This is a genomic window from Planotetraspora mira (assembly GCF_016863275.1).
GTDB lineage: Bacteria > Actinomycetota > Actinomycetes > Streptosporangiales > Streptosporangiaceae > Planotetraspora > Planotetraspora mira.
Map to the genome: position 1 here is coordinate 282,342 of NZ_BOOO01000020.1, position 12,034 is coordinate 294,375.

A 12,034-nucleotide genomic window follows, 5' to 3' on the forward strand; every position below is an offset into this window, starting at 1 on the left:
ACTGCCGGCGGGCCTGCGTCCTCATGGTGAAGGGGCGGCTCTACCGACCAGTAAGGATGACGCCCCGGGGGCAGGTGAGGTTCACGGGAACCTCGGCGAGGCGAGGGAGAACCTAGGCGAGGCGCGCGGGGAAGCCGCCGGTGGCGACCGGGCCCCAGCGGGTGGGGGTGATGCGGAGCAGCGACTTGCCCTGGCGCTCCATGGCCGCGCGGTACTCGTCCCAGTCGGGATGCTCACCCGCGATCGAGCGGTAGTAGTCCACCAGCGGCTCCACGGCCTCGGGCATGTCGATGACCTCGGCGGTGCCGTCCACCTGGACCCACGGGCCGTCGAAGTCGTCCGACAGGACGACCACGCTCACCTGCTCGGACCGGCGGGCGTTGCGGGTCTTGGCCCGTTCGGGATAGGTCGAGACGACGATCCGGCCCTCCGCGTCGACGCCGCACGTGACGGGCGACGCCTGCGGGAGACCGTCACGCCGTGTCGTGATGACGATCGCCCGGTGCCGTTCCCGGAGGAATTCGAGAAGCTGCTCACGGGTGACGGTGTCCGCGGTCGCGATCTTTGGGCTCATACGGTCAACTCTAGTGAGCCCCCCAGGGCCTGCTCAGACCCGCCAAATCATGACAATCTGGGCTAAATATGGGTAGAGGGGAGAAATAGGATCTACTTTCAGGGGTGCTTGCAGGGATACGCACTACCTACGTAGGGCGGAATGGGTACCGATACGGGGGTTTTCCCCGTGCTCTACCAGCACTCGGACGCGAGATGCTGAAAACGTCGTCAAGAAAGTCCCATCTATCCTCAGCGAGGACCAAGGGAACGAATCATGTGCCAGCACCAGCCTCCGTGCCCACCCGCCACCGCCTCCGATCGTGAAGCCGCACATCTGGTCGCCTTCCACCCCGAGCAGGGATGGGGCCTCCTGTGCAACGGCGTCGTGCTCTTCGATGACACCGGTGAGCTCCTGCCCGACGGAAGCAGCATCCCGGCCCACCGTGCGAGTGTGGGCGTCGCGGCATGACCCAGATCATGACGTCTCTCCACGCCAAGGCAGGCAACCCGCCCTGGCGGGTGGGGACGTCCATGTGTTTCTCACCCATTCGCGGCGAGCAGCACGCCGCCGCCCGGGAGCGGTGGACCGCCACCCGCCGACGGCATCGTGTGATCATGGTTGAAGGACCCGAGGTGCAAATGTCGTTCTGGCCGCTGGCGGCCAATGCCCGTTCTGTCGCCAGGGCACGGCGGCTCACCCGCGATCGGTTGGCGGCCTGGGGCATGGAAGAAGTCGCCGACGTCGCCGAGTTGCTCGTCAGCGAACTGGTCACCAACGCCCTGTGCCACGCGCACGGACCGGTCGGACTGACGCTCTCGACCATGGAGGGCCTGCTGCGCTGCGAGGTCGAGGACGCGGGCACGGTGCTGCCGAGCGCGTACTGCGCGGGACACGACGACGAAGGCGGCCGCGGCCTCTGCCTGCTCGACACACTGGCCTGCTGCTGGGGTGGTTCCCGCACCCCCACCGGCAAGGTCATGTGGTTCGAACTGCCCGCGGGTTCCCCCTCCGCTCACTGAGCCACGCGGCGACCTGCGCCCGCGAGTTGAATCCCAGTTTGTTCAAGATGTGCTCGATATGACCTTCGGCCGTGCGCTGTGAGATCACCAGCGCCGCCGCGATCTCCTTGTTGCTGAGTCCCCGCGAGACGAGCTCGGCGATCTCCGTCTCCCTCCGCGTCAGCGGAGCCAGGCGGGCGGCCGGCTCCACCGGCTTCGCGCCGACCGCCTCCTCCTGCAACGCGTAGGTGATCACCTCTTCGTACGGCAACGCGGCGCCGTCCCTGACCGCGGCCCGGAAATCCTGCTCGCCCAGCGCCCGGAGCGTCCGCTCCTCACATTCGTCGTGGTAGCAGGCGAGATGGCCGAATCCCGACAGCGGGGCACCCAGCACACCCCATACGCCCTTCAGAGCGCCCAGCAGGCGGGCGGCCCGCTCGTACCGCTCCTCACCCGCGGCGATCCAGGCCAACGCCTCCAGGCCGATCGCGACTCCGAGCGCGTCGTCGAGCGCGTCGTTGAACCTGAGGCTCTCCTTCTCCAGCACCGCGGCCCGCCGGGAGTCGCCGAGGCGCCAGACCCCGATGCCCATGGCCGCCATCGCGTACGCCCGGTGCCACCTCTCCCCATGGGCCTCACAGATCGCCACGGCCTCCTCGGCGTCGGACACCGCCAGCAGGTCCTCCCCCACGACGGAGTGCACGAGGGACAGCCGGATGAGCGCGAGCGCGAGGCCCAGCGGGTCCCCCGCGCATCGCTGCAGTTCCACCGCCTCGTGGTGCAGCTTGATCGACGTCTCGGCCTCGCCGCGGCACGTGGCGACCATGCCCTGGAAGAGGGTGACGTAGGCGAGCAGGCTCTCGGACCCGAGCGCCTCCGCCACGGAGCCGGCCTCCTCGATCAGGGCCGCCGCCGACGGGATGTCCGCCTGGACGAGGGCGACCCAGGTGGCGGCCCACAACGCCCTGCCCCGCTCCTCATCCGGCGCCGCTTCCTGTGCCAGGCCCTCCTCCAGCCAGCGCCGGCCCTCTCCGAGGTAGTAGCCGCTGATCCAGTGATAGAGCAGGTCGGTCGTCATCGCGAGGCCCTCGCCGCGGCGGCTCGGGTCGGCGAAGCAGTACTCCAGGGCGTTGCGCAGGTTGGCGTGTTCAGTGGAAAGGCGCAGGAACCAGTCCACCTGCGCGGGACCGAACAGCTCGGCACGCGCGCGGGCGGCCACGGCCCGGTAATGATCGCAGTGCCGCCGTCGCAGAGCGGGCTCCTGGCCGGTGGCGACGAGATGCTCCCTGCCGTACTGCCGGACGGTCTCCAGTAGCCGGTAGCGGACCGCCCCCTGCTGCTCCTCCCTGGCCAGCACCGACTTGTCCACCAGCCCGGTCACCACGTCGAGGACGTCCCCCCTCGCGATGCCGTCTCCCGAGCACACCTCCTCGGCGGCCTCGAGGTCCAGACCGCCCGCGAACACCGAGATCCGCTGCCACAGGAGCCTCTCCTGTTCCGTGCACAACTCGTAGCTCCAGTCCATCAGCGCACGGAGCGTCCGCTGGCGGGGCAGCGCCACCCTCGATCCCGAGGTGAGCAGGCGGAACCTGTCGTCCAGCCGGGTGAGGACCTGCTCCGCCGACAGGGCGCGCAGCCGCGCCGCGGCGAGTTCGATCGCGAGTGGCAGGCCGTCGAGCCGGCGGCAGATCGCCGCGACGACCTCCTGGTTGTCCGGCGTCACTTCGAAGTACGGAACCACGGCCGCCGCGCGCTCGGCGAACAACTGGATGGCGTCGGATTCCACGAGCGCCTCCGACGCGAGCGGCGAGGCCTCCCGGACCGGCAACGGGGCGAGGTGGAGCGTCTGCTCGCTGGCGATGCCGAGCGGTTGCCTGCTCGTCGCCAGCACACGCAGGTCGGGAAGGGCCCGGACCAGCGTGTCCACGAGGACGGCGCACTCCATCAGCAGGTGCTCGCAGTTGTCGAGCACGATCAGCGCCTGTCTGTCCGCCAGATGCTCGACGATCAGGTCGGAAGGAGGCATCCGGGAGAAGTCACGGATCTCCAGGCCCTCCGCGAGGGTCTGCGCGAGCAGGTCGGCGTCGTCCAGCCCGGCGAGTTCGACCAGCCAGACGCCGTCGGGGAACTGTCTGCGCGCGTCGGCGGCCGCTCGCAGCGCCAATCGCGTCTTGCCGACCCCGCCCACACCGGTGAGGGTCACGACGCGCGAGCCGGACAGCAGCCGCCGGACCTCGGCCATCTCGTGCCGACGCCCCACGAAACTCGTCACCTCGGCGGGCAGCCCCGAGGGCCGCCGCGTCGAGGCTCCCGGTAGCACCGCGGTCATACCGCTTCGGCCACCCCGATCTCGAGCGAATTATGCCCTGCCATATTCAGGGTACATTTCTGCCCCAAACCACACCGATCCGGTTTGACCAGGCACTTCCCGCCGCCTAGCGTTAAAAATCATGGCCGGTACGGCGTTCACGCGGCAGGTCGGCAATCTTCCCGCCGACGTGACGAGCTTCGTGGGTCGCAGGCACGAGCTCGCGGAGATCAGGCGGCTTCTGTCCGTCTCGCGCCTGGTGACCCTCACCGGCGTGGGCGGAGTCGGCAAGACCCGGCTCGCGCTCCGCGCCGCCTTCGAGCAGCACCGCGCCTTCGACGAGGTCTGGCTGGCCGACCTGAGCGGGCTCGACGATCCCGCTCTGGTGGGCCAGACGGTCGCGGCGACCGTGGGCCTGCGCGACCAGACCACGGGGTCCACCGTTCGGGCGCTGTCGGAATTCCTCTCCACCCGCCGGACGTTGCTCGTCCTCGACAACTGCGAGCACCTCCTCGACGCCGTGGCCACGCTCGCCGACACCCTCCTGCGCGGCATCCCCGAGCTCCGGATCCTCACGACGAGCCGGCAGTCGCTCGGGATCATGGGTGAACGTGTCATGCGGGTCGCGCCGCTCCCGGTGCCGGAGTCCGACGGCGCCCGGACGCTGAAGGCCCTGGAGCGCTACGACGCGGTCACCCTCTTCACCGAGCGCGCGGCGGCCGTCCTGCCCGGATTCACGCTGGACGACGGCAACCGCGAGGCGGTGGCCACCCTGTGCCGCAGGCTGGACGGCATCCCTCTCGCGATCGAGCTCGCCGCCGTCCGGCTGCGGACGTTGTCGGTGGACGGGCTCGTCGAGCGCCTCGACGACCGCTACCGCTGGCTCACCGGCGGGAGCCGTACGGCGGTGCCGCGCCAGCGGACGTTGCACGCCCTGATCGACTGGAGCTTCCAGTTGTTGTCGCCCGCCGAGCGGACGTTGTGGACGCGAATGTCGATCTTTCCGGGCCATTTCGATCTCGAAGCCGCCGAGGCCGTCTGCTCGGGCGACGGCATCGCCCGCGAGGACGTCCTCGACCTCCTCGACGCCGTGGTGGACAAGTCGCTGCTGCTCAGGGAGGAGCACGCGGGCGACGTCAGGTACCGCATGCTGGAGACCCTGCGCGAGTTCGCCAGGACCCGGGAGCCCGGACCCGACGAGCGCCGGGCGCTGGCGCGCCGGCACCGGGACTTCTACCTCCGGCTCACCGGCCAGGCGGCCGCCGAGTGGTTCGGACCCCGGCAGGTCTCCTGGTTCGGCCGGCTCAGACAGGAGCAGGCCAACCTCCGGGCCGCGCTGGAGTTCTGCCTGCGGGAGCCTGGAGAGGCCGCGATCGGACTCCGCATGGCCACCGACCTGCACCGGCCCCACTGGCTTCCCAACTCGCTGTTCATCCAGGGCCGCCACTGGATCGGCCACATGCTGGACGCGGACCCTGACCGCACCGCCGCCCGCGCTCAGGGGTTGTGCACCACGGCATGGCTGGCGTTCACCCAGGGGGACGCCGCCGCGGGCGAGCCGCTGCTGGAGCAGGCCCGGGACCTGGCCCGCGAGCTGGATGATCCGGTGAGCCTGTCCCAGGTGTGCCTGGTCTCGGGCAAGGCGGCGCACAACCGCGGCGACTTCGAGCAGGCGGTTCCGCTGCTCGAGGAGGCCGTCACCCTGCTCACCGCCGTGGGCGACGGCTTCGCGGTCGCGACCGCGCTGCTCGCCCTGGCGGACGCGACCGGCTGCCTCGGTGACCGGGCGCGCGCGGGAGAGCTGTTCGAGCAGGGACTCGCGCTGTCCGCCGACCGCGACGAGAGCTGGTGCCGCGCCTGGACCCTGGCGATATTCGCCATCCACCTGTGGCGGCAGGGCGACAACGAACGTGCCACGGCGGCGGCGCGGGAGGGCCTGCTGCTCGGCAGGGCGTTCGACGACAGGCTGAGCCTGGCGACGGCCGTCGAGGTCCTCGCCTGGATCCTCTCCGCGGAGGGGCACCACACGAAGGCGGCCCGCATGCTCGGCGCGGCCGACGCCATCGCCCGCACGGTCGGCGTCTCCACGCTGCGGATGGGAAGGTATGTCGAGCAGCATGAGGAGTGCGTCGCCGCCCTCGAGAACCAACTCGGCGCCAAGAGACTCGCCCGCGCGATGCAGCAGGGCGGACGGCTGACTCTGGAAGAGGCCGTCGCGGAGGCGCTCGGGGCCGAGCCGTCGAGCGAGGAGGCGGAGGCGACCGCCTCGGCGGCGTCACCGCTGACCGCACGCGAACTGGAGATCGCCGAACTGATCTCCCAGGGCCTGAGCAACAAGGAGATCGCCGCCGCCCTCGTGGTCGCCCAGCGGACGGCGGAGGGCCACGTCGAGCACATCCTGGCCAAGCTGGGCTACACCTCACGCGCCCAGATCGCGGCGTGGATGACCGCCCAAAAAGCCGAACAAGACGGCACCTGACGCCCCACCCCCACCCCTTGGCCGTGATCATGCACAGGTTCGGCGGCGTATGGGCTGACCTGCCCAAACCCCCGGCGTGATCATGCACAGGTTCGGTCCCGCATGACCTGACCTGCGCGAACACCGCCCGTGATCATGCACAGGTTCTGGCAGGCATGGTGTGACGTGCGCGAACATCCAGCGTGATCATGCACACGCAAGGCTCCGTACGGTGTGACCCGACCGAGCGCCCGGCGCATTCACGACCCGAACCCACCTCCGGACAGGTGAATGCCGATCCCGGCGCCATCGCCCTCTGCATGATCACGCATTGCGTTTCACCAGACAGAGGGCACTCCGGCCGAATCCGTGCATGATCACGAACGGTGTTCGCGCAGGTCAGGTCACATATCCAAGAACCTGTGCATGATCACGCCGGGGGTTTAGGCAGGTCACGCGACATGTTCAAGAACCTGTGCATGATCACGCGGGAGGTTTGGGCAGGTCAGCGCGTACGTTGCCGAACCTGTGCATGATCATCAACAAGGGGCGTGATCACCAACAAGGGGTTCGGTCAGGTCGATGGCGAGAAGATCGGCGAGCGCCCGCAACTCGGCGATGCGGTGGCCGGTGCCGAGGGCCCAGTGATGGGAGATGCCCGTCGCACTCCAGGCGTCGGTCCACTCCCCGGGATCGCAGCCGAAGTCGACCCGGGAGGTCGTGTTGCCGATCTTCAGGAGCGGCCCGCCGACCACCTCGCCCTCGGACGCCACGAAGCCGAACGTGCCGTCCCGCTTCTGGATCAGCCCGAAAGCGGTGACCGGGCCGTGGGTGACGTCGAACTCGACCGACACGCCCCACCCGCGCTTGCCGTGGTAGACGCCGAGCCCGCGCAGCAACGGCCGCCGGGAGCTGATGGCCAGGTGAGCCGGACCGTCGTGGCCCATCTCGACGTGTCCCCTGGCGAAGTCGAGTGCCTGGAACTCGGTGAACGAGCCGCCCCCGCCCAGCCTGTCCATGATCAGCATGGCCAGTGACGTGCGCAGCTCGTATTCGCCGACCGCCGGAACGCCGCGCGCCGTGAGCAGCGAGGCGCCGAGGATCATGCCCGCCCCCAGCCGCTCGTGGACCTCGCCGTCGAGGCCGCGGTGGTAGTAGGCCAGGCTGTCCAGCCCGAAGTCGTCCACCAGCCGGTCGAGCCCGACGGACACGCGGGCCGCCCACGAGAAGTCGTCGTCGTTGACCGTGTCGGCCAACTCGAAGACGTCCCTCGCGAGATCCATCCGGCCCTTGATCTCCGAGTCGGTCACCTTCTCGACGCGTACGCGCAGATCGTCGAACTCCAGCACCTCGACGTGCCCGCCGAAGTTGGCGGAGACCAGGGTGAGGTCGGTGGCCACGTCGAGCATGCCCGGGTAGAGGTGCCCCATCAGGCCGTGCCGTCCGCGTCGCAGCGCCGCCCGCACACCCGCGGCTTTCACCCATCGGCCGATCTTGGTCCAGGCCCGCTCGTCCTCCAGATAACCGGAGACGGACCGGAACGGGATGCCGACGCGCATGAAGGCGTTGGCCATCTCCGGCAGGGGGCAGGCCCCGCAGTACGCCAGCCACTGACCGGTGTCGAAGGTCTCATGGTCCATCGACTCGGTCGGCTGAAGGTTGATCAGCAAGACGGGTGCGCCGGTGCGCTGGGCCACCGGCACGAGCATGGTCGCGGTCATGTAGGTGGTGAGGAAGCCGACGATGATGTCGCAGCCGGCCTCACGCAGCTTCTCCGCCGCGGCGTCGCCCTCCTGCGCGTCGGAGACGAATCCGGCGTCGACCACGTCGCAGCCGAGCGCGCGCATCCGCTCGCTGACACGCGCGGCCGACCGCTGGAGCTGCGGCAACAGATCGGGGAACTGCGGCCAGTAGGCACCCAGCCCCCCGGCGACGAGCCCCACCCTGGTGCGGGGGACGGTCACGTGGTCGGGTTCGGTGGTCATGCTCTCTCCTCTCGGAAACCGGCGCGCCGTCGTCGGCGGGCCGGGTCTGTCCCCTGGATTCAGCCCCCTGATCAGCGCAGGAACGCGGCGGCCACCCCCGCGTCCACGGGGATGTGCAGCCCTGTGGTGAGGGAGAGGTCTCCACCGGTGACGGCGAAGACGGCGGCGGCGATGTGCTCGGGGAGCACCTCACGCTTGAGCAGCGTCCGCTGCGCGTAGAACTCGCCGAGCTTCTCCTCGGGCACGCCGTAGACGGCCGCGCGGTTGGCCCCCCACCCGGACGCGAAGATGCCGGAGCCCCGGACCACCCCGTCGGGGTTGATCCCGTTGACCCGGATGCCGTGCTCGCCCAGCTCGGCCGCGAGCAGCCGCACCTGATGGGCCTGGTCGGCCTTGGCGGCGCCGTACGCCACGTTGTTGGGCCCGGCGAAGACGGCGTTCTTGGAGGCGATGTAGACGATGTCGCCGCCCATGTGCTGAGCGATCATCACCCGGGCGCTCTCCCTGGTGACCAGGAACGAGCCGCGGGCCATGACGTCGTGCTGGAGGTCCCAGTCGTCCACCGTGGTCTCCAGCAGGGACCGGGAGAGCGACAGCCCCGCGTTGTTGACGATCAGGTCGATCCCGCCGAAGGCGAGCACGGCCTGCCGTACGGCGGAGACGATCTGCGCCTCGTCGGTGACGTCGACCTGTACGGCCGTCGCGACGTCCTCCGGCCGGTACGCCCTGGCCCCGAGCTCGGCGGCGACCTTCTCCGCGGCCCCGAGGTCACGGTCGGCGACGACCACGCAGGCTCCCTCGGCGGCCAGCCGGCGGGCGGTGGCGGCTCCGATGCCCGACCCGCCGCCCGTGACCAGCGCGACCCGCGTGGCCAGGGGCTTGGGCGCCGGCATGCGCCGCAGCTTGGCCTCCTCGAGCTCCCAGTACTCGATCCGGAACTTCTCCGACTCCTCGATCGGGGCGTAGGTGGACAGCGCCTCCGCGCCGCGCATCACGTTGACGGCGTTGACGTAGAACTCGCCCGCCACCCGGGCGGTCTGCTTGTCCTTGCCGAAGGAGAACATGCCGACGCCGGGCACCAGCACGATCGCCGGGTCGGCCCCGCGCATCGCGGGAGAGCTCGCGGTGGCGTGCCGCTCGTAGTAGGCCCGGTAGGCCTCGCGGTAGGCGGCGTGCAGCTCACGGAGGCGGCCGATCACGTCCTCGACGGGAGCGCCCGCCGGGAGGTCGACGACCAGCGGGGCGACCTTCGTCCGCAGGAAGTGGTCCGGGCACGACGTCCCGAGCGCGGCGAGCTCGGGATGCCGCTCGCGGGCGAGGAAGTCCAGCACCTCGGGGGTCGCGGTGTAGTGGCCCACCTGGGGAGCGTCGGTCGAGCACAGTCCCCGGATCACCGGGAACAGGGCCGCGGCGCGCTCGCGCCTCTCCTCGTCGGCCGGGGGCTCGTAACCCGGTTTGACCGGCCCGAACGGCTCGGCCGCGCCGTTGTCCGCGATGTACGCCTCGGCCGTACGGATCATCCACAGCGAGTTGGCCTCGCACTCCGCCGACGTCTCACCCCATGCGGTGATGCCGTGCCCGCCCAGGACGACGCCCACGGCCTGCGGGTTGGCCTCCTTGATCCCGGCGATGTCGAGGCCGAGCTGGAACCCGGGCCGCCGCCACGGCACCCACACCACCCGGTCACCGAAGATCCGCCGGGTGAGCTCTTCGCCGTCGGCGGCCGTGGCGATCGCGATGCCCGCGTCGGGGTGGAGGTGGTCGACGTGCGCCGCGTCGAGGAGGCCGTGCATCGCCGTGTCGATCGACGGCGCCGCGCCCCCCTTGCCGAAGGCGCAGAAGTCGAAGGCCGCGACCATCTCGTCCTCGCGCTCGACACCGGGATAGACGCCGGCGAGGGCGCGCAGCCGGTCCAGCCTCAGTACGGCCAGGCCCGCCTCGGTGAGCGTGCCGAGGTCGCCCCCCGATCCCTTGACCCACATGAGCTCGACGGCGGATCCGGTGACCGGGTCGACGGCCTCCCCCTTGGCCGAGGCGTTGCCCCCGGCGAAGTTGGTGTTGCGGGGATCGGCCCCGAGAGTGTGCGCACGCTGGAGCAACTGCTCAACCGGCGTGGTCATGATATTTCCCCCCTATATCGGTGATAAGCACCGGTTAGGCGCCCCAGCCGGCCTGGTGGCCGCCCACCCTTTCTGTCCGAATCTTCGCGAAGTAGCCCGAGCGGGCGTAGGCCTTCATCGGCTCGGGGTCCAGGCCCATCTCCTCGCGCATCGAGGCGAGCAGCGGGCGGACGTCGGTGTTGTAGGCGTCCATCAGGACCGCGTTGGCTCCCAGGACGTCGCCCTCCGCCTGCGCGGCGGCCAGGGCGTCGGCGTCGACGAGCAGCGCCTTGGCGGTGGCCTCCTGCACGTTCATGACCGAGCGGATCTGGCCGGGGATCTTGGGCTCGATGTTGTGGCACTGGTCGAGCATGAACGCCACGTCGGCCGTGTACCCGCCGCCGCGGATCACCTCGTACATGATCCTGAACAGCTGGAACGGATCGGCCGCCCCGACCATCAAGTCGTCGTCGGCGTAGAACCGGGAGTTGAAGTCGAAGCCGCCGAGCTTCCCCTCGCGCAGCAGGAACGCCACGATGAACTCGATGTTCGTCCCGGGCGCGTGGTGACCGGTGTCCACGACCACCTGAGCCTTCGGCCCGAGGCGGACGCAGTGGGCGTAGGCCGTGCCCCAGTCGGGCACGTCGGTCGCGTAGAACGCCGGCTCGAAGAGCTTGTACTCCAGCAGGAAGCGCTGGTCGTCGCCCAGCCTGTCGTACACCGCGGACAGGGCCTCGGCCAGCCGGTCCTGCCGGGAGCGGATGTCATCCTGGCCGGGGTAGTTCGTCCCGTCGGAGAACCACAGCTTGAGGGTGTCCGACCCGGTCTGGTCCATGATGTCCACGCACTCCAGCAGGTGGTCCAGCGCCTTGCGCCGCACCGCCGGGTCGGGATTGGTGACGCTGCCGAGCCGGTAGTCGTCGTCCTGGAAGACGTTGGAGTTGATGGCGCCGATCCGCACGCCCAGGCCGGTCGCATGCCGGGCGAGGTCGGAGTAGTCCTCGACCTTGTCCCACGGGATGTGCAGGGCGACCGTCGGCGCCACCCCCGTGAACGCGTGCACCTGGGCCGCGTCCGCGAGCTTCTCGTACGGGTCGCGGGGCACGCCCTCCTGGGCGAACACCTTGAACCGCGTGCCGCTGTTGGCGTACGCCCAGGAAGGCGTCTCGATGTGCTGCCGCCGCAACGCCGCCTTGATGTCGCTCATGGAATCCCCGATTCAGTCGGTTTCAGTACGTCCAGTACGTCCAGTACGGATCAGTCGAGATGGAAGACTTCGCGGAGGGCGACCATGCCCTCGTCGGGTGCGCCGTCCCCGTGGTCAGAAGAAAGGCCCTCGAAGAACGGCGCCATCTCCGCCTGCCAGCGGGCGTTGACGTCCCGCTCGGCCATCGCGGCGCGGGCCGCCTCGAAGTCGTCGGTCTCGAGGTAGCCGACCAGCAGGCCGTCCTCCCGCAGGAAGAGCGAGTAGTTGTGCCAGCCGGTCTCGCTGAGGGCGGCCCGCATCTCGGGCCAGACCGCGCTGTGACGCTCGCGGTACTCTTCGAGCCGCTCAGGCCTGACCTTCAGCAGGAAGCAGACACGCTGCATGGTGGAATCTCCTCTGCGGGCACGGCGTGCCGACGCCGGC

The 12,034-nt window shown here is 70.0% G+C and carries 9 protein-coding genes; 3 read left to right on the forward strand and 6 right to left on the reverse strand.

All coding sequences use genetic code 11. From position 1 onward, the window contains the following. Positions 1-112: 112 nt before the first annotated feature. A complete protein-coding gene (locus Pmi06nite_RS20990) occupies positions 113-574 on the reverse strand; it encodes a PPOX class F420-dependent oxidoreductase (protein ID WP_203954747.1) in 462 nt (153 codons plus the stop codon). A 255-nt stretch (positions 575-829) separates the two neighbouring features. On the opposite strand from Pmi06nite_RS20990, the gene Pmi06nite_RS20995 reads away from it, so the two are divergent. Continuing rightward, positions 830-1,024, forward strand: a complete 195-nt coding sequence (locus Pmi06nite_RS20995; protein ID WP_203881702.1) for a DUF5999 family protein — start codon at positions 830-832, stop codon at positions 1,022-1,024. A gap of 8 nt (positions 1,025-1,032) precedes the next feature. Next, the gene (locus Pmi06nite_RS21000) at positions 1,033-1,575 is read left to right on the forward strand and encodes an ATP-binding protein (protein WP_203954748.1); all 543 of its coding nucleotides are present in this window, start codon (positions 1,033-1,035) and stop codon (positions 1,573-1,575) included. Here Pmi06nite_RS21000 and Pmi06nite_RS42620 read toward each other — a convergent pair. Continuing rightward, positions 1,532-3,883, reverse strand: coding sequence for an ATP-binding protein (locus tag Pmi06nite_RS42620; RefSeq protein ID WP_203954749.1), 2,352 nt, complete (start codon positions 3,881-3,883; stop codon positions 1,532-1,534). The two genes, Pmi06nite_RS21000 and Pmi06nite_RS42620, sit on opposite strands and share 44 nt — an antisense overlap. A 121-nt stretch (positions 3,884-4,004) precedes the next feature. On the opposite strand from Pmi06nite_RS42620, the gene Pmi06nite_RS21010 reads away from it, so the two are divergent. Beyond that, entirely contained in the window at positions 4,005-6,341 is a 2,337-nt protein-coding gene (locus Pmi06nite_RS21010) for an ATP-binding protein (RefSeq protein WP_203954750.1), read from the forward strand. Positions 6,342-6,859: 518 nt separating this feature from the next. Here Pmi06nite_RS21010 and Pmi06nite_RS21015 read toward each other — a convergent pair. The 4 genes from Pmi06nite_RS21015 to Pmi06nite_RS21030 form a co-directional block, all read right to left on the reverse strand. Then, positions 6,860-8,305, reverse strand: a complete 1,446-nt coding sequence (locus Pmi06nite_RS21015) for an L-fucose/L-arabinose isomerase family protein (protein WP_203954751.1) — start codon at positions 8,303-8,305, stop codon at positions 6,860-6,862. 71 nt (positions 8,306-8,376) lie between these two features. Continuing rightward, on the reverse strand, positions 8,377-10,425 hold the full coding sequence (locus Pmi06nite_RS21020; RefSeq protein ID WP_203954752.1) for a bifunctional aldolase/short-chain dehydrogenase: 2,049 nt from the start codon (positions 10,423-10,425) through the stop codon (positions 8,377-8,379). Positions 10,426-10,459: 34 nt separating this feature from the next. After that, a complete protein-coding gene (gene rhaI / locus Pmi06nite_RS21025; protein ID WP_203954753.1) occupies positions 10,460-11,611 on the reverse strand; it encodes an L-rhamnose isomerase in 1,152 nt (383 codons plus the stop codon). 50 nt (positions 11,612-11,661) lie between these two features. Next, positions 11,662-11,994: an L-rhamnose mutarotase gene (locus Pmi06nite_RS21030; RefSeq protein WP_203954754.1), complete on the reverse strand. Its 333-nt coding sequence runs from the start codon at positions 11,992-11,994 to the stop codon at positions 11,662-11,664. Positions 11,995-12,034 lie beyond the last annotated feature (40 nt).